This window comes from Paenibacillus sp. V4I5 (genome assembly GCF_030817255.1).
Classification (GTDB): domain Bacteria; phylum Bacillota; class Bacilli; order Paenibacillales; family NBRC-103111; genus Paenibacillus_E.
On the sequence record NZ_JAUSZB010000002.1, the window covers coordinates 6,208,892 to 6,231,010 of the forward strand.

General features: G+C 46.4%; 14 protein-coding genes, 3 tRNA genes and 2 rRNA genes. 13 read left to right on the plus strand and 6 right to left on the minus strand.

Going from position 1 to position 22,119, the window contains the following annotated elements; all coding sequences use genetic code 11:
* Positions 1–62 precede the first annotated feature (62 nt).
* From QFZ78_RS30515 to metK, 9 genes are all read left to right on the plus strand, one after another.
* Complete coding sequence (locus QFZ78_RS30515) at positions 63–1,484, plus strand: S-layer homology domain-containing protein (protein ID WP_307553117.1); 1,422 nt, start codon at positions 63–65, stop codon at positions 1,482–1,484.
* A 148-nt stretch (positions 1,485–1,632) separates the two neighbouring features.
* Positions 1,633–1,911, plus strand: a complete 279-nt coding sequence (locus tag QFZ78_RS30520) for a hypothetical protein (protein ID WP_307553118.1) — start codon at positions 1,633–1,635, stop codon at positions 1,909–1,911.
* A gap of 279 nt (positions 1,912–2,190) precedes the next feature.
* A 16S ribosomal RNA gene (locus tag QFZ78_RS30525) occupies positions 2,191–3,732 on the plus strand.
* Between the two features lie 284 nt (positions 3,733–4,016).
* Positions 4,017–6,932 (plus strand): 23S ribosomal RNA (locus tag QFZ78_RS30530).
* Together the 16S and 23S rRNA genes with 3 tRNA genes alongside form the textbook arrangement of a ribosomal RNA operon.
* A gap of 66 nt (positions 6,933–6,998) precedes the next feature.
* Positions 6,999–7,071: transfer RNA gene (locus tag QFZ78_RS30535), tRNA-His, on the plus strand.
* Between the two features lie 16 nt (positions 7,072–7,087).
* A tRNA-Gln gene (locus tag QFZ78_RS30540) sits at positions 7,088–7,159 on the plus strand.
* A gap of 17 nt (positions 7,160–7,176) precedes the next feature.
* Positions 7,177–7,258 (plus strand) — tRNA-Leu (locus QFZ78_RS30545).
* 259 nt (positions 7,259–7,517) lie between these two features.
* Positions 7,518–8,735: an S-methyl-5-thioribose kinase gene (gene mtnK / locus QFZ78_RS30550; protein WP_307553119.1), complete on the plus strand. Its 1,218-nt coding sequence runs from the start codon at positions 7,518–7,520 to the stop codon at positions 8,733–8,735.
* 31 nt (positions 8,736–8,766) lie between these two features.
* The gene (gene metK / locus QFZ78_RS30555) at positions 8,767–9,975 is read left to right on the plus strand and encodes a methionine adenosyltransferase (RefSeq protein ID WP_373461079.1); all 1,209 of its coding nucleotides are present in this window, start codon (positions 8,767–8,769) and stop codon (positions 9,973–9,975) included.
* Positions 9,976–10,046: 71 nt separating this feature from the next.
* Here metK and speD read toward each other — a convergent pair whose 3' ends face one another.
* From speD to QFZ78_RS30570, 3 genes are all read right to left on the minus strand, one after another.
* Positions 10,047–10,418: an adenosylmethionine decarboxylase gene (speD, locus tag QFZ78_RS30560; RefSeq protein WP_307553120.1), complete on the minus strand. Its 372-nt coding sequence runs from the start codon at positions 10,416–10,418 to the stop codon at positions 10,047–10,049.
* Between the two features lie 231 nt (positions 10,419–10,649).
* Positions 10,650–11,960 (minus strand): aminotransferase class I/II-fold pyridoxal phosphate-dependent enzyme, encoded by a 1,311-nt coding sequence (locus tag QFZ78_RS30565; protein WP_307553121.1) that lies wholly within the window; start codon positions 11,958–11,960, stop codon positions 10,650–10,652.
* 114 nt (positions 11,961–12,074) lie between these two features.
* Entirely contained in the window at positions 12,075–12,665 is a 591-nt protein-coding gene (locus QFZ78_RS30570) for a GNAT family N-acetyltransferase (RefSeq protein ID WP_307553122.1), read from the minus strand.
* Positions 12,666–13,050: 385 nt separating this feature from the next.
* Here QFZ78_RS30570 and pdxR point away from each other — a divergent pair, with 385 nt between their 5' ends.
* Both pdxR and QFZ78_RS30580 read left to right on the plus strand, forming a co-directional pair.
* Positions 13,051–14,547 (plus strand): MocR-like pyridoxine biosynthesis transcription factor PdxR, encoded by a 1,497-nt coding sequence (gene pdxR / locus QFZ78_RS30575; RefSeq protein ID WP_307553123.1) that lies wholly within the window; start codon positions 13,051–13,053, stop codon positions 14,545–14,547.
* A gap of 84 nt (positions 14,548–14,631) precedes the next feature.
* On the plus strand, positions 14,632–16,071 hold the full coding sequence (locus QFZ78_RS30580; protein WP_307553124.1) for an NAD-dependent malic enzyme: 1,440 nt from the start codon (positions 14,632–14,634) through the stop codon (positions 16,069–16,071).
* 556 nt (positions 16,072–16,627) lie between these two features.
* On the opposite strand, the gene QFZ78_RS30585 is transcribed toward QFZ78_RS30580, so the two are convergent.
* Both QFZ78_RS30585 and asd read right to left on the minus strand, forming a co-directional pair.
* Entirely contained in the window at positions 16,628–17,887 is a 1,260-nt protein-coding gene (locus QFZ78_RS30585; RefSeq protein ID WP_307553125.1) for an MFS transporter, read from the minus strand.
* Positions 17,888–17,917: 30 nt separating this feature from the next.
* Positions 17,918–18,706 (minus strand): archaetidylserine decarboxylase, encoded by a 789-nt coding sequence (asd, locus tag QFZ78_RS30590; protein WP_307553126.1) that lies wholly within the window; start codon positions 18,704–18,706, stop codon positions 17,918–17,920.
* Between the two features lie 588 nt (positions 18,707–19,294).
* Here asd and QFZ78_RS30595 point away from each other — a divergent pair.
* The gene (locus QFZ78_RS30595; RefSeq protein ID WP_307553127.1) at positions 19,295–19,591 is read left to right on the plus strand and encodes a transposase; all 297 of its coding nucleotides are present in this window, start codon (positions 19,295–19,297) and stop codon (positions 19,589–19,591) included.
* Positions 19,592–19,660: 69 nt separating this feature from the next.
* Positions 19,661–20,932: a beta-N-acetylhexosaminidase gene (nagZ, locus tag QFZ78_RS30600; protein ID WP_307553128.1), complete on the plus strand. Its 1,272-nt coding sequence runs from the start codon at positions 19,661–19,663 to the stop codon at positions 20,930–20,932.
* Between the two features lie 47 nt (positions 20,933–20,979).
* On the opposite strand, the gene QFZ78_RS30605 is transcribed toward nagZ, so the two are convergent.
* Positions 20,980–22,080 carry a YheC/YheD family endospore coat-associated protein gene (locus QFZ78_RS30605; RefSeq protein WP_307553129.1) on the minus strand — a complete coding sequence of 367 codons (1,101 nt, stop codon included), beginning with the start codon at positions 22,078–22,080 and terminating at the stop codon, positions 20,980–20,982.
* Positions 22,081–22,119: the final 39 nt, after the last annotated feature.

A 22,119-nucleotide genomic window follows, 5' to 3' on the forward strand; every position in this document is an offset into this window, starting at 1 on the left:
GCATAACACAGGAACCCTTCGCGAAGGCTCCATCATATGAATAAGGGAGAGAGAATTTGACAATGAAGAAGAACTTAATGAAAAAAGCAGTAGCAACAGGTCTTGTACTTACAATGGTAATGGGGGGCGGAGCTGCAGCGTTCGCTAAAGGCAATGATCATGACCGTGATGATAAGAAAGATTTTAAATATGAAAACAAAAGCAACAACCATAATAAAGTTAATACGAACATCAACATTAATCTGAACTTCAACGATATGGAAGGCGCGAAATGGGCATTGCGTTACATAGCAAGTTTATCTTCCAAACGCGTATTTGAAGGATTTGAAGATGGATCATTTAAGCCTGACATTGCGGTTCCGCGCATTCAAGCAATTGTAGCAGCCGTTCGTAATATGGGATTACGTGAACAAGCAGAATCTGCTGCTGAAATGCAAACGAAGCTGAACTTTAAAGATGCGAATCAAATTCCTGCATGGGCTGTAGGTTATGTAGCTGTAGCTCTTGAAAATGATTTGTTCTCTGAAAGTGAAGATTCCGTTAAACCGAATCAACCTGCAGATCGTCTGTGGGCGACTACACTCTTGGTCAAATCTTTGAAATTGGAAGCTGAAGCAAAAGCGAAAATGAATACAACACTTCAATTTAAAGATGCAAACAAAATCCCGGCCGGTTCTGTAGGTTATGTAGCTGTAGCGATCGAAAAAGGTCTGATTGACGGGTTTGAGGATAACACATTTAAACCAACTCAAAACGTAACACGCGCTCAATTGGCTGCTTTATTGGATCGTGCAGGCAACCAACTGCCTGACGAAGATCAAAGCATCAGCACTGGAACTGTGAACGCCGTAGTTGCTAATAACGTTCTTACGCTTACTAAAAATGGCGTATCAACTCCGTACACCCTTCACCCAAATGTATTCATACTACGTGGTGGTGTACAAGTAAGCCCTGCTCAACTGCAAGTAGGCGATGAAATTAAAGTTGATGGTTTTAATAATATTGTTAATTATATTGAAGTAACGAAAATGGCTCAACAAAATAACGTCACAAGCGGGACGATTAGTGCTGCAGTTTACAACAACAATAATGTGTTGACTTTGACGAATTCAGCAGGAACAACAACTCCATACACAATTAGCTCTAATGTAGTTATTTATCGTGGTGGTGTACAGGTACCTGCTGCCTTGCTTCAAGTTGGCGATGTAGTCAATATCACAACTTCCGGTAACCAAGTTACTATACAAGTGACGAAGTTGGCTCAAGATAATCAAGCAATTGATGTAATTGGCCTATTTAACTATTCGACACCAGACGCACAAGGTAAGATCGCAACAGTTTCATTAACGCAAAATAACACAGCAACAATCTACAACGTATCTCCGAATGTAGTAATAACTGGCGACCGTACTCAACTAGTGCAAAATCATCCGGTTCAGTTAAAAGGATATAATCAAGTTATTACTTCAATTGAAGTCAAATAATTTTCCCCTACAGAAAAAATGAAAAAGGCATGAATCATGCGAAAAGCTCCTTGCTGCCAGACAGCGGGAGCTTTTGCTTTTATATGCTGCATATTTTTCCTTTCCTGGAGGCAAACTGACTCCTATCTTGAAAGGAGAGAGTTGACAGATGGACGAAACACTCATTCAAACGTTTAAACGATATTATGCAGATTATCGGGCTGCTGCTGATGTTGACCAAAGCTTTGCCGATGCGTATCAAGCAATTGCTTATCATGTGATTGAGCTTACAGGACGATTGGCCCAAGAGGGGAAACTGACAGACATTCAAAATTTGGTTGGAGAATTTAAAGAGATACAACTTTCTATTAGTCACAGCAACGATTCGCTTAAAGAGCATTTTGAGCAAGAGCTTGTTGAAACGATGTTGGATCGTGTAAGAACTTGAAGTTGGTAAAAATAGGCGGTTGCATGATTGATCTCAGCATGATATATTCATTTTCCGGCCAAAATGGAGCTGAATTTTTTATCGAAAAAAGTAAAAAAAGCTTGCATTTGGTTAGGCGACTATGCTATATTATAAATCCGGCCGAGAGAGTAGGGCGGAAGAACGAAAGAAATTGATCTTTGAAAACTGAACAACGAGTGAGTAAGCACGAACGAGAAATCGTTCAAAAAAGAGATTGTAAAATCTCGCTAGCAAGTCAATGAGCATTTCAGCTTTTCTATTATGGAGAGTTTGATCCTGGCTCAGGACGAACGCTGGCGGCGTGCCTAATACATGCAAGTCGAGCGGACTTATCCTTCGGGATAAGTTAGCGGCGGACGGGTGAGTAACACGTAGGTAACCTGCCTATAAGATCGGGATAACTATCGGAAACGATAGCTAAGACCGGATAACTGGTTTTCTCGCATGAGAGAATCATGAAACACGGAGCAATCTGTGGCTTATAGATGGGCCTGCGGCGCATTAGCTAGTTGGTAGGGTAACGGCCTACCAAGGCGACGATGCGTAGCCGACCTGAGAGGGTGAACGGCCACACTGGGACTGAGACACGGCCCAGACTCCTACGGGAGGCAGCAGTAGGGAATCTTCCGCAATGGACGCAAGTCTGACGGAGCAACGCCGCGTGAGTGATGAAGGTTTTCGGATCGTAAAGCTCTGTTGCCCTAGACGAACAGCAAGGAGAGTAACTGCTCTTTGTGTGACGGTATAGGAGAAGAAAGCCCCGGCTAACTACGTGCCAGCAGCCGCGGTAATACGTAGGGGGCAAGCGTTGTCCGGAATTATTGGGCGTAAAGCGCGCGCAGGCGGTCAATTAAGTTGGGTGTTTAAGCCCGGGGCTCAACCCCGGTTCGCATCCAAAACTGGTTGACTTGAGTGTAGGAGAGGAAAGTGGAATTCCACGTGTAGCGGTGAAATGCGTAGAGATGTGGAGGAACACCAGTGGCGAAGGCGACTTTCTGGCCTATAACTGACGCTGAGGCGCGAAAGCGTGGGGAGCAAACAGGATTAGATACCCTGGTAGTCCACGCCGTAAACGATGCATACTAGGTGTTGGGGATTCGATTCCTCGGTGCCGAAGTTAACACAGTAAGTATGCCGCCTGGGGAGTACGCTCGCAAGAGTGAAACTCAAAGGAATTGACGGGGACCCGCACAAGCAGTGGAGTATGTGGTTTAATTCGAAGCAACGCGAAGAACCTTACCAGGTCTTGACATCCCGATGTAACACCTAGAGATAGGTGCCCTCTTCGGAGCATTGGAGACAGGTGGTGCATGGTTGTCGTCAGCTCGTGTCGTGAGATGTTGGGTTAAGTCCCGCAACGAGCGCAACCCTTGATCTTAGTTGCCAGCACTTTGGGTGGGCACTCTAAGATGACTGCCGGTGACAAACCGGAGGAAGGTGGGGATGACGTCAAATCATCATGCCCCTTATGACCTGGGCTACACACGTACTACAATGGTCGGTACAACGGGAAGCGAAGCCGCGAGGTGGAGCCAATCCTTATAAGCCGATCTCAGTTCGGATTGCAGGCTGCAACTCGCCTGCATGAAGTCGGAATTGCTAGTAATCGCGGATCAGCATGCCGCGGTGAATACGTTCCCGGGTCTTGTACACACCGCCCGTCACACCACGAGAGTTTACAACACCCGAAGTCGGTGGGGTAACCCGCAAGGGAGCCAGCCGCCGAAGGTGGGGTAGATGATTGGGGTGAAGTCGTAACAAGGTAGCCGTATCGGAAGGTGCGGCTGGATCACCTCCTTTCTATGGAGACTCGGATCTGATAGATCCAGTCAAGTATCTAATATAGGGATCTTTGATCGTAGATCAAAGTCTCTCAGTATAGGATACAAATCGCTTACTCACTCGTGTTCAGTTTTGAAAGAGCAATCTTTCAAAAGCATTACAGTTGTTCCTTGAAAACTAGATAACGAAACAAAACGTAAAGTAAGAACTTAGGTTGCTTGATTCTAACGAATCTTGCAAAAATCTTTAAAGTTTTTTCAGCTTAGGAGAGACTTTAGCTAACGCTAAAGGTCCCTATAAATGGTTAAGCTAGAAAGAGCACACGGAGGATGCCTAGGCACTAGGAGCCGAAGAAGGACGTGGCGAACGACGAAATGCCTCGGGGAGCCGTAAGCAGGCTTTGATCCGGGGATGTCCGAATGGGGGAACCCAGCTGTGGTAATGCGCAGTTACTCTATTGTGAATACATAGCAATAGTAGAGGCATACCCAGGGAACTGAAACATCTAAGTACCTGGAGGAAAAGAAAACAAAAGTGATTCCGTCAGTAGCGGCGAGCGAAAGCGGAATAGCCCAAACCAAGGAGCTTGCTCCTTGGGGTTGTAGGACCTCGTTGTGGGGTTAGTTCGGTAGGCGAAGTGATCTGGAAAGGTCCGGCATAGAGGGTAAAAGCCCCGTAGCCAAAATCGAACGAAACCCCTAGAGGTATCCTGAGTACGGCGGGTCACGTGAAACCCCGTCGGAATCCGGCAGGACCATCTGCCAAGGCTAAATACTCCCTAGTGACCGATAGTGAAGCAGTACCGTGAGGGAAAGGTGAAAAGCACCGCGGAAGCGGAGTGAAAAAGAACCTGAAACCGTGTGCTTACAAGAAGTCAGAGCCCTCTATATGGGTGATGGCGTGCCTTTTGTAGAATGAACCGGCGAGTTACGTTCCCGTGCGAGGTTAAGCTGAAAAGGCGGAGCCGCAGCGAAAGCGAGTCTGAATAGGGCGCTTTAGTACGTGGACGTAGACCCGAAACCGTGTGATCTACCCCTGTCCAGGGTGAAGGTGAGGTAACACTCACTGGAGGCCCGAACCCACGCATGTTGAAAAATGCGGGGATGAGGTGGGGGTAGCGGAGAAATTCCAATCGAACTCGGAGATAGCTGGTTCTCCCCGAAATAGCTTTAGGGCTAGCCTCGGATGTTGAGTTGTGGAGGTAAAGCACTGATTGGGTGCGGGGCCCGCCAAGGGTTACCAAGTCCAGTCAAACTCTGAATGCCACAAACTTAAATCCGGGAGTCAGACAGTGAGTGCTAAGATCCATTGTCAAAAGGGAAACAGCCCAGACCATCAGCTAAGGTCCCCAAGTGTGTGTTAAGTGGGAAAGGATGTGGAGTTGCACAGACAACCAGGATGTTGGCTTAGAAGCAGCCACCATTGAAAGAGTGCGTAATAGCTCACTGGTCGAGTGACTCTGCGCCGAAAATGTAACGGGGCTAAACACGCCACCGAAGCTATGGCTTGCACAATGTGCATGGGTAGGGGAGCGTTGTATGTACGTAGAATTCTGACCGTAAGGACAGGTGGAGCGCATACAAGTGAGAATGCCGGTATAAGTAACGAAAAGATCAGTGAGAATCTGATCCGCCGAAAACCTAAGGGTTCCTGAGGAAGGCTCGTCCGCTCAGGGTAAGTCGGGACCTAAGGCGAGGCCGAAAGGCGTAGTCGATGGACAACAGGTGGAAATTCCTGTACCACCGTAGCCGTTATGAGCGATGGAGTGACGCAGAAGGATAGTGACGCGAGCTGATGGATGCTCGTCCAAGCAGTGAGGCTGATGTGTAGGCAAATCCGCACATCGTAAGGCTGGGCTGTGATGGGGAGGGAAATTTAAGTACCGAAGGTCATGAGTTCACACTGCCAAGAAAAGCTTCTAGCCAGGCGAAGGTGCCCGTACCGCAAACCGACACAGGTGGGTGAGAAGAGAATTCTAAGGCGCGCGGAAGAACTCTCGTTAAGGAACTCGGCAAAATGACCCCGTAACTTCGGGAGAAGGGGTGCCTCGGTAGGGTGAATAGCCCGAGGGGGCCGCAGTGAAAAGGCCCAAGCGACTGTTTAGCAAAAACACAGGTCTGTGCGAAGCCGCAAGGCGAAGTATACGGGCTGACGCCTGCCCGGTGCTGGAAGGTTAAGAGGAGTGGTTAGGGCGCAAGCCCGAAGCTATGAATTGAAGCCCCAGTAAACGGCGGCCGTAACTATAACGGTCCTAAGGTAGCGAAATTCCTTGTCAGGTAAATTCTGACCCGCACGAATGGCGTAACGACTTGGGCGCTGTCTCAACGAGAGATCCGGTGAAATTTTAATACCTGTGAAGATGCAGGTTACCCGCGACAAGACGGAAAGACCCCATGGAGCTTTACTGCAGCTTGATATTGGACTTTGGTACGATCTGTACAGGATAGGTGGGAGCCTTTGAAGCCTGAGCGCCAGCTTGGGTGGAGGCATCGTTGGGATACCACCCTGATCGTATCGGAGTTCTAACCTGGTACCGTAATCCGGTATGGGGACAGTGTCAGGTGGGCAGTTTGACTGGGGCGGTCGCCTCCTAAAATGTAACGGAGGCGTTTAAAGGTTCCCTCAGAATGGTTGGAAATCATTCGCAGAGTGCAAAGGCATAAGGGAGCTTGACTGCGAGACCTACAAGTCGAGCAGGGACGAAAGTCGGACTTAGTGATCCGGTGGTACCGAATGGAAGGGCCATCGCTCAACGGATAAAAGCTACCCTGGGGATAACAGGCTTATCTCCCCCAAGAGTCCACATCGACGGGGAGGTTTGGCACCTCGATGTCGGCTCATCGCATCCTGGGGCTGAAGTAGGTCCCAAGGGTTGGGCTGTTCGCCCATTAAAGCGGTACGCGAGCTGGGTTCAGAACGTCGTGAGACAGTTCGGTCCCTATCTGTCGCGGGCGTAGGAAATTTGAGAGGAGCTGTCCTTAGTACGAGAGGACCGGGATGGACGTACCGCTGGTGTACCAGTTGTCTCGCCAGAGGCATCGCTGGGTAGCTATGTACGGAGGGGATAAGCGCTGAAAGCATCTAAGCGCGAAGCCCCCCTCAAGATGAGATTTCCCAGTATGTAAGACCCCTTGTAGACGACGAGGTTGATAGGTTCGAGGTGGAAGTGCAGCAATGCATGCAGCTGACGAATACTAATCGGTCGAGGGCTTAACCAATAAACCTAAAATTCTAACTTTACGCAAGTTTCGTATCTAGTCTTCAGGGAATAAATCCCTACTGTGGCGATCGTGGCGAAGGGGTTAACGCACTGGTTTGTGGATCCAGCATTCGTGGGTTCAAGTCCCATCGGTCGCCCTTTTCCCTTCAATAATGGGGATTAGCCAAGCGGTAAGGCAACGGACTTTGACTCCGTCATGCCTAGGTTCAAATCCTAGATCCCCAGTTTTCTAATTTTCATAAGCGGTCGTGGTGGAACGGCAGACACACCATCTTGAGGGGGTGGCGCTCACAAGGCGTGAGGGTTCAAATCCCTCCGACCGCATCCCAATTTTAAGCAAGAAACCCTTACTAGTTAAGGGTTTTTTTGTGTTATTATACTAGGTTCCCCAATTATCAATATAGCTAAAAGAAGGTCCATTTCGTTGCCAACATTTCGGTTCCACCAATAAATTCTCTTAGAGTGGCCTAAATATGTAGTCTGTTTTACTATTTTGGCTTTTTGCATACACCAAATTCTCTTTCTTCGATTATTAATAGAATAGTATTACTTTTCTACTGAGGAAGAAAGGAGGAATGGTAGTATGCTTCAGTACCAAGCCCTTAATGTATACAGAGCATTGAATTACGCTCGAAAGTTAAGAAACATGTTTATGACAAATGCACAGCTGGTTTGCCAAGAGATTGGCGATGGAAATTTGAATCTCGTCTTTCGTATTACAGACAAAAGTTCGGGAAAAAGCATCATAATGAAGCAGGCGCTACCGTATGCGCGGGTGGTTGGGGAATCTTGGCCATTGACCCTTGACCGGGCACGAATTGAAAGTCAGGCATTGATTATTCAACATTCTATTTGCCCAGGTTTAGTGCCTACTGTCTATCATTATGATAGTACGATGGCATTAACTGTGATGGAAGATTTGTCGAACTACCTGAATATGCGTAAAGGATTGGTTGCCCATGAACGCTATCCTCATTTTGCATGTCATATGGGCACTTTTCTAGCACGAACTTTGTATTTGACGTCTGATTTTGCATTACCATCTCAAGTGAAAAAGGAAAAAGTGATTCAGTTCTCAAATCCGGAAATGTGTAAGATATCCGAAAATCTCATTTTTACGGATCCTTATTTCGCTTCAGAAACTAATCAATTTAATCCATTGATAGCAGATAAGGTGGTTGAAATTTGGCAGAATAACCAACTGAAACTTGAGGTCGCACAATTAAAAGAAGGTTTTCTCACTCATGCCCAGGCACTCATCCATGGGGACCTTCATACCGGCAGCATCATGGTAACGAAAGAGGATACGAAGGTGATTGATCCGGAATTTGCTTTTTATGGACCTATTGGATTTGATATCGGCGCTGTGATAGGAAATCTATTACTTAGCTTTGCCTCCCACGAAGGACATACTCCGGACTCGCAGGAACGATTGGAATATCAAGCGTATCTTCTTACGATGATTGAACAAATATGGTCATATTTTGAAATAGAATTTGGGGATTTATGGGAAAAGGAATCTAAAGAAAGAATGGCGGTAATTCCGGGATACGTAGATCATTACTTACTCCAAATACTTGAGGATGCTGCGGGCTATGCGGGTTGTAAAATGATTCGTAGAATCATAGGTCTATCACATGTATGGGACATGGAAAGTATAAATGATCCTAGTTTGCGGGCAAAAGCTGAAAAGTTAGCGCTCTCAATCGGACAAGAATTGGTACTAGAAAGACGGCAAGTGCAAAGAATCAGCGACATTACATCCCGCGTTAGACAGATAGCAGGGTGGGGGGAGTTATAAAAAGAGGATTATTAGTTGGGAGGTCATGTATATGACGATTAAAAAAAGAAACCATCTCTTTACTTCTGAATCGGTGACTGAAGGCCATCCTGATAAACTATGTGACCAAATTTCTGATGGTATACTTGATGCTATATACCAGATAGATCCTTATGCACGCGTTGGTTGTGAATGTTGTGTGGGTCGGGGGTTTGTTCTTGTAACCGGCGAGATTACGGCGAATGCGGTTATTGATTATCAAAAAGTTGTTCGAAAAACACTTAGTAACATTGGATATACACGAGCTGAATTCGGTTTCGATGCCAATTCATGTGCAGTCTTAATCGCCATCAATGAACAATCTCCTGATATTGCAATGGGGGTCAACCAAGCCTTGGAAATCCGCGAAGGCAAGTTGAATGAAGGAGATATGGAAGAAACGGGTGCCGGTGATCAAGGGTTGATTTTCGGATATGCTTGTAGTGAAACCAAGGAATTGATGCCAATGCCAATAGCTCTATCCCATAAACTGGCGTATCAATTGGCTCAAGTACGCAAGAATGGTACAGTACCTTATCTACGTCCTGACGGGAAGGTACAGGTCAGCGTAGAATATGAAGGCGATCGCCCCATCCGTATCGATACGATCGTAATCTCAGCTCAACATGATCCTGAAGTGTCCCTAGAGCAAATTAAAAAAGATATGTATGAATTTGTGATTTTGCCTGTCATTCCAACTGATTTGATAGATGAGAAAACAAAATATTTTATTAATCCAACAGGCCGATTTGTGATCGGTGGTCCAGAGGGAGATGCAGGATTAACGGGTCGTAAAATTATTGCCGATACTTATGGCGGCTATGCTCGTCATGGTGGAGGTGCATTTTCGGGTAAAGATCCCACCAAAGTTGACCGTTCAGCTGCTTATGCCGCGCGTTATGTAGCAAAAAACATTGTTGCGGCAGGTTTAGCTCAAAAGTGTGAAATTCAGATTGCTTATGCTATTGGAGTAGCACATCCTGTTAGTATAGCTATCGAAACATTTGGTACGGGAATCATTGAAGATGACAAGCTTATTCAGTTAGTTCGCAATCACTTTGATCTTCGTCCGGCAGGTATTATTAAGATGTTAAATCTACGTCGACCAATCTATCAGAGCACGGCAGCGTATGGACATTTTGGACGTACGGATGTTGAGTTTCCTTGGGAACAGACAGATAAAGTGGAAATGTTGCAAAAAGATGCAGCAATAGGGCATTAGGGGCATGATCAATAACATTATGTATATGATTCAATACAAAAAGCCTCTTCATTCGCAAGAGGCTTTTTATATTAATCTAAGACATCTATTTCATTAGAACCGCGAATTAATGTTTTTGTATACATTTTCTTGGGTTTTAATATATCTACTAAATAATCGACTGCTATTTTAGGGTCTACTCTCTTTCCGCAGGTGTAACCATCTATTGCTGCAAAACCTGCATCCGGATATGTGTGAATAGAAAGATGACTTTCAGATAATAGAACAAGTATTGAACAGCCACTTGGATCGAATTGTTTATGGATTACTGACAACACGGTAGCACCACTCTTCTCAGCTGCATTCACCATAATTAGCCGTAAAAAATCAACATTATCTAGAAAACTGGAATCTACCCCCCAAACGTCAACAACCGTATGTCTGCCATATGTTGAGTATTGCAAATCTATCACCCCTTCAAATTTTCAACTTCATAATTATTTTATGATTAAAAATGAAGAGTGATCTAGTAGAGTGTCTAATTCAATTGAAAAACCATGAAAAGGCTGTTCGAAAATGCCGAATTAAGAGGATTGTTTTCCTATTGTGATAGAACGAAAAGAGAAGAACAAAAAGAGAAGAACAAAAAGAGCACTCTCTAACTTGAGGTTAGGAAGTGCTCTTTTTTGTTCACATTATTTGCTTGCAGAGACGGTTTCTATTTCTCTAACGCTTTGATAAATAAGGTTGAATAGCTCCTCGAGGCTGCCTTCTTCAATACAGGAGAAAGCAACGCGGAGGTCAGTAGATCCGAGGGCGATCGTCCCTACACCATGCTGATTCAGCAAATGTACACGTAAGGCTTCGGCATCAACAGTTTTGAGCTTCAAGCACATGAAGTAACCGGAATTGAAGGGGTAGTAGTCCCATGCATCATCGAACTTTCCGCTGTCCAGTATGGACTTGGTGCGGTTAGCGCGGCCTTTCATGATCTCGTATTTCTCTTGTTTCTGTTGACCAAACTCTGGAGAGTTAAGCGCATGAAGCACGAATGTTTGAGACGGGTGAGGACCGCTGGAAATGGTCGCACGGATGATCCCCATTGTTTTCTGCTCCAAGGCGCTGAGAAGTGCTTCGCTTTGGCCTGCATACGTAATGAAGCCTACACGGAAGCCCCAGACGTATTCTTCTTTGGTGGCTCCGTCGATTTTGACAGCGAGCACGCGCGGGTGGATGTCAGCCAATTGACCGAATAAGGACTCGTGCAGAGAACCCTCGAAGAAAAGACCGAAGTATGCGTCGTCCGTAAGTACGATGACGTTGATGCCTGCTTCAGCAGCATCTTTGATGGCAGCAGTAATTTCTTTCCCCTCTTCAGCCCCAGGTGTATAGCCTGTCGGGTTGTTCGGGAAATTCAAGACAACGATCGCTTTGCCTTTGGACTTTTGAGCAAAAAGAGCTTCACGAAGTCCAGCTGCATTAAATTTCTGCTGCTCGTTATATAACGGGTAATTCACGATTTGGGCGCCGCGGCGGATTTCGAAAGTGAGCTCGTAATTTTCCCAGTTTTTATCCGGTATAATTACTGCGTCGCCTACATCTGCGAAAAGGTCAGCGGCAATGCTAAGACCGTGGGTTAAGGCATTTGTAACAATCGGATTACCGATCAGTTTATTGCCAATCTCGGGATTTTCCTCGAGCATTTTTTTGCGCCACGCTGTACGAAGTTCAGGTTTACCTGCAGGTGGTGCGTATTCATATATATCTTTTGGTGCGTAGGTGGAGAGTGTGTCTTGAATGACCTTCAGATGCATAGGTTGACCATTTTCGATAGCAATACCGATAGTAGCATTGTATTTCTTGGCTTTGGCCTTTGCTTCAGCAGATTGGCTGAGAATGCCTTCTTTCGGGAAGTAAATCGATCTACCTAATGCAGAAAGCATGTCATGCACGTGAGAATTTTCACGTTCCAGGGTCTCGTTTAACTGTCGTGCCAGAGGATTCATAAGAGTGGGTCATTCCTTCCAATGAGCTATTCATTTTTTGCAGTTATTATACCACTTTAACAAGTGTACGTCACTGCGCGAAATAAATATTTTCGGATTATTTTCGAGATGGAATTACACACCAACTTTATTTAAAAAACCTTCTAATCGCTGTTTAACTTCGGGCCATTCGGTATCGAGGATGCTAAACATAACCGTGTCACGTATATAACCATCGTGAAGTATACGATGTTGACGGAGAATACCTTCTTTTTGGGCGCCTAATCGAGCAATAGCCGTTTGAGAGCGTTCGTTCCGTAGGTCCGTTTTTAGTTGGACACGGAGAAGGTTTAATGTTTCGAAACAGTGGTTCAGCAGTAAATATTTACATTCGGTATTAACGCGCGTGCGCCATACTTGGGAATTGTACCAGGTATGACCGATCTCTAGATTCCGATGTTGGGCTGAGATATCGAAGAGACGTGTGCTGCCTACGAAAGCATCGGTATGCTTGTCGTAGACGCTGTAAGGGATACCCAGTCCTGCCTTTTGTTCTTCAAGTGCTTGGTGAACAAACTTCTCCACATCTGCGGAACTAAGAAGCGGCGTCATATATGCCCATATGTTAGGGTCGGCTGCTGCTTCTAGTAGGCCGGTTATATGGGATTTTTGCATAGGTAGTAGGGCGACTCGATCTCCTTCTAAAATAAGAGGTTGTAGATTCATTTGGCATGTTCTCCTTGTCGTAAGGTCATATTTATGAGATTTTAGATAGCATAATAGAAAAGTGGATTAATAGAAAGATCCAATTTTGTTATATTTAGATGTACCAATTTTATGGTGATATCGTATTTCTTGCTGTGAGGGAACGTCGATGCGCTAATTGCTTTGTTTCCTCGAGTGGAGGCGATTACGCGGAACGTCGTTCCCTTTTGAGAGCGAAACAAGCATTTTGCAAGAAATAGCGCACCTAGGTTCCCCCTAAATCAATTCTGAGGGTAACTAACAAACGTAGGTTGCCTCATTTTTTGCAGAAGATTGTCCTAGATAATCATCGATTACTTCATTTGCAGGAAAACGAATTCTCACTATAATGATCGGAGGAGTAAGCATGGAGTTTCATTTACCCTACCATTCCTATCGAACGAGATATGCGAGTAAGTATGCCGCATTGTATCATGCTCTTCATGATGAAATACTTGCGAATAGACTGAAGTTACATACGAAGCTCCTGTCGAGCCGTGAACTGGCAGCTTTGTTTGGATTGTCTCGTGGAACCGTTAATCAGGTGTATGAGATGTTGATTGCTGAGGGCTACTTGCAGGCTGATATAGGAAGAGGGACTTTTGTTGTATATGCTAGCGGGCAGGAGAAGAAGGAGCACGTTAGCAGGAAGGAGATTCGACTGTCGGCTTGGGGGATGCGGGTTCGTGATGGGGATTGGGTAGGGCAGGGGCAATTGCAGGGACAGGGGCAAGTGCAAGTGCAGGGACAAGTGCAGAGACAAGGACAGGGGCGAAAGATTTCGTTTGCGGTGGGTCGACCGCAAATGAATGAGTTTCCGCGGGAGCTGTGGAACCGCGGGATGTACGAGCAGGTGCGGCGGATGACGGAGTCGCCGGAGGAGGAGGCCTACATCGCCGAGGGGCATTATGCGCTTCGCGAAGCGATCGCACAGCACCTGAGGCGGATGCGGGGAATCGATGCGCCGCCTGAGCGCATCGTAATCGTCAATGGGTCGATGCAAGCGATAGCGCTTCTGACCCAAGTGCTCGTGAATGAAGGCGATCCAGTCATACTGGAGCGCCCGGGGTATCAAGGCGTGAGCCGCGCTGTGCTGGCGGCTGGCGGAGTCCCTGTCCACGCGGCGGTGGACGGGCAAGGGCTCGTGCCGCAGCCGTGGAACGCACGGCTGCTGTTCGTGACACCCAGCCGCCAGTTCCCTACGGGGGCGGTGCTGGGCTTAGAGCGCCGCCAGCAGCTTCTGCGCTGGGCGGCAGAGCAGGGCGCTGTCATCGTCGAAGACGATTATGACAGCGAGTTCAGGCACCGCGGGCGGCCGATTGAGCCGCTCAAGGTGCTAGACCAAGATGAGGGCCGAGTGGTTTACATCGGCACCTTCTCCAAAACGATGCTGCAGGAGCTGCGCATCGGGTACGTCGTGCTGCCGGAGGCGCTGCAGGGCGCTTTTGTAGCCGCGAAGCGGCTTTACGAGCCGCACCCTTCGGGGCTGCTCGAACAGCGATCGCTCGCCGCTTTCATGGTGAGCGGCGGCTATGAGCGTCACCTGCGCCGTATGCGGCGGGTGTACGCGAGCAAGTTCTTGCTCCTGCAAGAGCTGCTGCAGGAGGAGCTCTCCACCCTCTTCGAGTGGGTGGAGAGTGATAGCGGGCTGCATTTGTTCGGCTGGTGGCGGGGCGACCCCCGCAGCTATGCCTCCTATGCAGCCGCATGCCGTGAAGCTGGCGTCTCGTGGAGCGACGCAGCGACTTACGGCCTCCCCCCAGAGCGAGCTGGGGCAATCTTCGGTTTTGCACATCTAACCGAGGAGGAGATTCGCTGCGGTGTAGCTCTTTTAAGGCATGTTAATGATTGCCGCACACGATGAATATGATTTTTGGCAGGATTGACATTGTATGTTATGATCTAACATGATGGTCAATTAATTATCTTCTTAGGAGTGATCCTTATTATGGCGGGGTTAAATGGTGGAGGCACAAGCGTTATTGTGCGTTTGGAAATACATAAAGAATTGGTCACTTTTGGGAAAATTGCTACAGCTATAGGTGAAGCAGGCGGCGATATTGTCGCGATTGACGTAACACGAGCTAGTAAAACAACAACGACGCGCGATATTACGGTAAAAGTAAGCGACCCTGAACATACGGAATCCATTACTAAAGTATTGAAGGAGATTCCTGGCGTTCGGTTAATTAACGTTTCAGACCAAACGTTTCTCATGCATTTGGGTGGCAAGATCGAAGTTACTCCGAAAATGCCTATTAAAAATCGGGACGACCTATCCCGTGTATATACACCGGGGGTTGCTCGGGTTTGTATGGCAATTCATGAAGACCCAGCGAAAGCACACTCATTGACGATAAAACGGAATACGGTTGCTGTTGTGTCGGATGGCACAGCGGTCCTCGGTTTAGGAAATATTGGTCCGGAAGCGGCGATGCCGGTGATGGAAGGGAAGGCCATGCTGTTCAAGCAGATGGCAGGTGTAGATGCGTTCCCAATTTGTTTGGACACGCAAGATACCGAAGAAATTATTCGTACGGTAAAAGCGATTGCACCAGCATTCGGTGGTATTAATTTAGAAGATATTTCATCGCCGCGTTGTTTTGAAATTGAGGAAAGATTAATCAATGAACTAGATATTCCTGTGTTCCACGACGATCAGCATGGAACGGCAGTAGTTATTCTTGCAGGGCTTCTCAATGCTGTTAAGCTCGTGGGCAAGAATTTGGAAGATTGTAAAGTAGTTATCACGGGCATTGGAGCTGCGGGGATTGCCTGTACGAAGATGCTTTTAGCTGCCGGTGTTACAAATGTTATCGGTGTAGATCGACAAGGCGCAATCGTACGCGGAGAGAGCTATTCGAATTCAGCTTGGGAATGGTATGCAGCCAATACGAATCCATTTTTACAAAAAGGACTACTGTCTGATGTTATATCAGGTGCTGATATTTTCATTGGGTTATCCGGGCCGGGTGTACTTAAGGCTGATGATGTGAAGAGAATGGGTACTGATCCGATCGTGTTCGCGATGGCAAACCCAACTCCGGAAATTACGCCAGAAGAAGCTGAGCCTTATGTTCGTGTGATGGCAACCGGCCGGTCAGATTACCCGAATCAAATTAATAATGTTCTTTGCTTCCCGGGGATTTTCCGCGGTGTGCTGGACTGCCGCGCTTCGCGCATCACGCAAGAAATGAAGTTGGCTGCAGCCAAAGCTATTGCATCTGTAGTAAATGAAGATGAATTGAACGAATATTACATTATTCCAAGTGTGTTCAACACGGCTGTTGTTGAGAAGGTAAGAGAAGCGGTCATGGAAGCAGCTTATGAATCCGGTGTGGCCCGTCGCCGCAACCAGCGTGAGACACATGATGCACACCACGAATAAGTCGTTATAATTAGCAGTTCGGTGCACCTCGATGAGGTGATCCGAACTGTTTTTTCGTTCCTGCCAAGTTTTGGGGTAATCTGGAAGCTAGCTGAGTGATGCTCAAAACCACATATGATGCAGTTAGTGCATCAAAATTATTAATTAACGTCCTTTTTTTTGAATTACCTGCAAAATGTGCAGCTAATTTCGCTTTAACGTGTTCAAAAGGGCGTTTTCGGGTGAATTTGATGTAGGAAAAGCAGTTAATCGCTGATGAAAAAGCAGCTCATTAAAAATTAACTGCAGATTTCGCAGCAAATGTGTTTGAACAGTTCCTAAAGCCTGGCGGAGGAAGGAGGGGGATAAGGCTGAAGGAAGTGTTGGTATGTCACGACAGTAATGGGTTTGCAGGTTGCAAGGTAATGGCTTAGCAGTCAACAAGGTAGGGGGTTGTAGCAGCAAGATAATCAATATCATCAAGGGAATGCAAGAAGCCACCCCGGTTTCTATATGTATAGAAAAAAACCTTGTTTCAGCAGCTGATGTATTCAGCTAGCCTAACAAGGTCTTATTGCTAGTTAGTTTCTTCTGTCCATTGTTTTAACTTGCGATCCGAAGGGAGAAGGAATGTCAGGATGCCAAGGAGCGGTAGAAATGCACACATTTCCATAACACGCGCCGTGCCTATGGTGTCGCAGAGATTGCCAAGGACGACACTCCCGATGCCGCCCATTCCAAAAGCTAAGCCTGTAATTAAGCCAGATACGGTCCCGACTTTCCCAGGGAATAGCATTTGGGCATACACTACGGTAACAGAAAAGCTGGATAATAGAATGATTCCTATAATCACAAGTAAAATGTAAGCCCAAGTTATCGACACATGCGGCAACAGCAAAGCAAACGGGGCTGAACCAAGCATGGAAAAGAAAATGACATTACGCTTACCGAAGCGGTCTGCCAGCGGACCGCCAAAAAATGTTCCAACCGCTCCTGCCGCTAGGAACAAGAAGATAAAGTCCTGTGCGCGGTCGATTGACATGCCGTATGTATCTTGCAAGAAGAAGGCAAAGTAGCCGCTCATTGCTGCTCCATACCAAGAACGGACGAACACAAGAAAAATTAGTAGGCAAATCGCAAACATGACTTGCTTGCGCCGCTGTGGGTTAACGGTACGTTGTACGATGGTCTTCGCTTTAACCGGTGTGGCAAGCAGCACGGATTTATACCAGCGAGCAATATATAATTGCACAGCGATAGCTACTGCAGCTACGCCAGTGAACCATATGGAACCGAATAATCCAAGTGGAATGAAAATCCATTTGGTCATCATGGGGGCCAAAGATTGACCGGCGTTACCGCCAACTTGGAAAATGGACTGAGCTAGACCTTTGCGACTCCCCGCGGCCATGTGAGAGACACGAGATCCCTCTGGGTGGAAGGCGGCTGATCCAAGACCTACAAAGCAAACAGACAATAACACGACCCAATACGAATGTGCGAATGCGAGCAGCAGCATACCCGTAAGGGTGGAGGCCATGCCAATCGGCAGCATGTAGGGTGAAGGCTTGCGATCTGTGTATAAGCCGACAACCGGCTGCATAATGGAAGCCGTGAAGTTAATGGCGAACTGTACCCAACCAATCTGTGTATAGCTAAGTCCCATCTCGCTTTTTAGTATGGGAAAGATAGCTGGAATGACAGATTGAATCGAATCGTTGAGTAAATGGACAAGCCCAATTGCGAATAAAATACGATATACGGTAGGTTTGACGTCTCCGGTACTATTTAAGCTCTTGGAGCTTTGTTCGGGAGATGATGCTGTAATGGACGCCATGGTTCTCTCCTCTCCAGTGACAGATCCCCTTTATTTTTCTAGGAAACGGCCGAGGTCTTCTCCCATTTTCACTTTAGAACCGAGCTGCAGATCTGGGCGAGGCTCAAACATATCATCTTCAAAAAGGAGAACAACTGTTGAACCAAACTCGAAGTAAGCTAGTTCTTGACCTCGCTCAAGCGTTTTGGGAAGAGGCTTCACATATTGAATAGAACTTACGTTAAGGGCTCCAACTTTCACTACAGCAACTTCACCGGCATTGTGCTGGATAAAGGTAATTAACCGTTCGTTACGACTGAGTACTCTCTTCATATGACGAAGGCCAAACTCATTCACAGGATATACTTTCCCAAGCACATGCTCGCTCTCAAGCACATCACCTGAAATCGGCGAATGAATGCGGTGGTAGTCTGTAGGACTAAGATATAGAACAAAATAAAAGCCATTCTTATAGTTGACCGTACGAGGGGAACGATTAAGCAGCTCTTCTATCGTGTAGTCTTGACCTTTGACATTCACAATCAAGCCATCCTTGATGTCACCAATACCTGTAATGCTGGCATCAACAGGACTTACAACACGAGTTAGATCTTCGTGAATAGGGCGTAACCCTGGCTTTAATCTGCGTGTGAAGAAATCATTCAAAGATTTATAATCCTGTAAATGCTTCTCAGCATCTTCGATGCGTATTCCGTAGGTTTGGGCAAAGCGAGGAATGAAGATCCGGCTTGCTTTGGATCTGGCAAAAGCACCTGTCACTTGGGACACCCATTTGCGTGAAGACAGCTCCGTTAGCAATCGAAAAAATGGTTTAGACATAGATTAAAAAACTCCTGTTCATTCGTGTTTAGGGGAAGCAGTGATCACGGATCAAAGATCCCTTCATGCGGAGAGACTTTGATTAAGATCAAAGATCCCTATATATGGTTCTTCGCTAATCTTGCCACAGAAAGGTAAAAGAATCAATTGTCGAATGAGGAAGGAATGCAAGGTATGCGCAAGAAAAAAACAGCCTAATGGCTGTTTGAGGTGGAATATGCTAGCTTTGCTTATAATCCCCGCAGGTATAGCAAGTAGCGAGGTTAACGGAGATGGGAACAGAGGAGCCGGCGAACTTGATACATTGGACAGGGGTTCGAGATGAATGATCAGAAATACTCGTACAGGACTTGCAGCTTGCGATTAGCTCAAAGGAAGCATCTAAGGGCAGCGAATACTGTAAGACGCTATTCTTCTTCATTAATAGACCTCTTTTCCTTGTGATGGATGCGACCCCGGATCCTAGCAGGAGAAGCCTTTATGTAAACGCTTTATTTTCCATATAATCATATCACAAAATGGATCCATATGCCTTTGGTATTTCCGGAAAGGAAACCGTCAATGCTGTTGATGAGGTGAAATCACACAATGTCCATAATAATCGTGGTACTTAGTATTCTAATTCCAATTAGTATGCTAATAAGTGCTTGGCTGTTCACAATGTGCCGAATTATATATCATATGCTGGCAGTGGGGTGTGCCTATGTGTTTGGTATTATCAGCGTGCTCGCTATATATGAGATTTTAAGAGATGAGACGGTATTTATGACGAATATTCACGGCATTTTTCAGAATGTGTTATTCCTGTTAAGCGGAGCTTTCTTGGGGTGTTATGGAATCTATACGTTACTGAGATGGACGCTGAAGGAGCTTAGGAGCGAATAATCGGTCTTGCAACAATTTTAGGTAGAACATCGTTAAGAAGTTTAGGTCCAAAAGGGAAGGTAGATGAAGATGAAACGAGATATACCTTTGTTGATCAGAGGCGCGGTGCTCGCAGCTGCGTTTTCACTGCTCTTAACTGGCTGTTCGTCGTCCCGCCCGGGAGACAATCCATCTTCCTCAGCACCCGCCGCGACACCGCCGAGAGTGGAAGCTACACCGACACCGACATCAACGCCAACGCCAGTCGCAACAAGCGGTGTTGTGGCGATGACGCTGGAAGAAAAGTTAGGACAAATGATTATAGCGGGAATCGATGAGTACAGTATGAATGTACATGCACGCGAGCTGATAGAAACTTATCACGTTGGCGGGATTATATTATACAAGCCTAATGTGAAAAATACGACTCAGCTGGTAGGGCTAGTTAATGAATTGAAACAGACGAATACCGTGAATAAGCTTCCGCTTTGGTTGGGTGTAGATGAAGAAGGCGGCAGAGTGACACGGTTGCCGGATGAGATTATGAAAACACCGACCAGCAAAGACATCGGTAAAACGGGTCGTCCTGTGCTCGCTTATAATATCGGCCAACTACTTGGGAAAGAACTAAATGCCTATGGCTTAAATATGGATTTCGCACCCGATCTGGATGTCAATAGTAACCCTAACAATCCGGTCATTGGTGATCGTTCATTCGGATCTAATGCTTCTATTGTGAGCAGCTTTGGTGTTCAAATGATGAAAGGACTACAGAATCAGCAGGTTGTCCCTGTTGTAAAGCATTTTCCAGGGCATGGTGATACTTCGGTAGATTCGCATGTGGGACTGCCGATCGTCCAAAATGACCTCGCCCGCTTGCGTAAGCTTGAGCTGGTTCCGTTCGCAGAAGCTTTCAAGCATCAGGCTGATGCGGTCATGGTCGCTCATATTCTGCTGCCTAAAGTGGATGCTCAGAATCCTGCTTCGATGTCGAGAAAGATTATGACAGATCTTTTGCGTAAGGAAATGGGGTTTGAGGGACTCATCATGACAGATGATATGACGATGGGGGCCATCATCAAGAATTATGATCTGGGTGAGGCAGCCGTGAAGTCTGTTCTTGCGGGGACGAATATCGTTATGGTCGGACATGAGTATGAGAAGGTCGTCACGGTCATAGACGCACTGCGAAAAGCCGTTCAATCGGGGCGAATACCGATGGAAACAATCAATCAAAGTGTTCATCAAGTTACGAAGGTGAAGCAGAAATATCAACTGCATGATCGTCCGATTAAAGTTCCAGATACGAAAAAACTGAACGCTGAGGTTCAGAGCGTACTAGGGACAATAGCAAACAAATAACACCGTTCCTGCGGATACATTCGCAGCACGGTGTTTTTTTTGCGCGATTAAAGTGGGGGGACGCCGCCATCTAACAAGAATTTTGCGTAGGCGATAGGATTAAAATAAGTAGCTTTCCATACCTCCTGCATGTTGGCTTCAAGGAAGCTGTAGCGTTGATCTTTCCCATTACATTCAATAAATAATGGAAATCCGTCGCATGTGATCCCTACATCGAGCCCGATATCAGCTAGGTAGGGCAGTTCTGTACTAAGATGCCGAGCGACACGCAGGGAGAAGTCGGAAATTTGGTGTAATACTTCCTCTTGATTAAGGTGAGGGTATTCGGTAGATAGAATATCGGGTAAAGTTCGCACTTCTCCACCCTGCGCTACATTGGTGAGAAAGAGTTCGCGTGATGCGACTTTCGCAACTATACCGGTTATTCCCCATTCGCCAGATGCCCCGCGCTGAGCAGAGATGCGAAGATCGAATGGTCGGCCATCAAATGTAGCCAGAGGCAGGCGCTGCTGAATCATGTAGGTGTGGCTTTGGATTTTGCGTCGTAAGGTCAAAGGAAGGTAATGACGGAAGCTTACTGTCCGCCAGATTCGGTTACTGATCTTCATACTTGCCGGGTAAATGAGCTTCCAGCTCCTAACATGGCGATCCATTTTCATCACACCACGACCGATGCTAGAATTGGTTGGTTTAATAATGAGAGAATCGTAGGCTGACATCATGATTTTCATATTTTTCAAGGTAGCCGGATAAGTCCCTGGCAGATGGGGGCGAATGCTAGCATTTTTCAGCAAAAGATCGTGAATTCTCAGTTTGCTATAGCGGTTCCATCTATTAAATAAGATTACGCCTCGTTTTGTCCATTCCTCCAGTTTCTGATAAGAAGCATGGTCCAAATAAATCGCTCGATTGTGGATAACCTTGGGAAGATCCAACCATTTTAGCTCAAAGCAAGGACCTTCTTGTACATAAGCGTGTACCTTCATTTTATCGATTTGGACATCCTGGAGGCGGAAATAACAAGGAGTTACACCGTATTGCTTGCCAGCTTCATCATAATATTGAGTAGCTTCATACTGTGTGTTCCCTAGGGGAATGCCTGCGTGTAAGGAATCGTTGACTAAAATACCCACATAGGGATTCGCCATCTACTTCACTCCTTCTCCTTCAGAGGGCTTGGGTGTTGT

Excerpts from the sequence above, each read along its gene's own strand:
- QFZ78_RS30570 (WP_307553122.1), bottom strand. The coding sequence starts at position 12,665 with ATGAATCTACAACCTCTTATTTTAGAAGGAGATCGAGTCGCCCTACTA.
- pdxR (WP_307553123.1), top strand. The coding sequence starts at position 13,051 with ATGGAGTTTCATTTACCCTACCATTCCTATCGAACGAGATATGCGAGT.
- QFZ78_RS30565 (WP_307553121.1), bottom strand. The coding sequence starts at position 11,960 with ATGAATCCTCTGGCACGACAGTTAAACGAGACCCTGGAACGTGAAAAT.
- QFZ78_RS30595 (WP_307553127.1), top strand. The coding sequence starts at position 19,295 with ATGTCCATAATAATCGTGGTACTTAGTATTCTAATTCCAATTAGTATG.
- asd (WP_307553126.1), bottom strand. The coding sequence starts at position 18,706 with ATGTCTAAACCATTTTTTCGATTGCTAACGGAGCTGTCTTCACGCAAA.
- QFZ78_RS30520 (WP_307553118.1), top strand. The coding sequence starts at position 1,633 with ATGGACGAAACACTCATTCAAACGTTTAAACGATATTATGCAGATTAT.
- QFZ78_RS30515 (WP_307553117.1), top strand. The coding sequence starts at position 63 with ATGAAGAAGAACTTAATGAAAAAAGCAGTAGCAACAGGTCTTGTACTT.
- metK (WP_373461079.1), top strand. The coding sequence starts at position 8,767 with ATGACGATTAAAAAAAGAAACCATCTCTTTACTTCTGAATCGGTGACT.
- nagZ (WP_307553128.1), top strand. The coding sequence starts at position 19,661 with ATGAAACGAGATATACCTTTGTTGATCAGAGGCGCGGTGCTCGCAGCT.
- QFZ78_RS30585 (WP_307553125.1), bottom strand. The coding sequence starts at position 17,887 with ATGGCGTCCATTACAGCATCATCTCCCGAACAAAGCTCCAAGAGCTTA.
- QFZ78_RS30605 (WP_307553129.1), bottom strand. The coding sequence starts at position 22,080 with ATGGCGAATCCCTATGTGGGTATTTTAGTCAACGATTCCTTACACGCA.
- QFZ78_RS30580 (WP_307553124.1), top strand. The coding sequence starts at position 14,632 with ATGGCGGGGTTAAATGGTGGAGGCACAAGCGTTATTGTGCGTTTGGAA.
- mtnK (WP_307553119.1), top strand. The coding sequence starts at position 7,518 with ATGCTTCAGTACCAAGCCCTTAATGTATACAGAGCATTGAATTACGCT.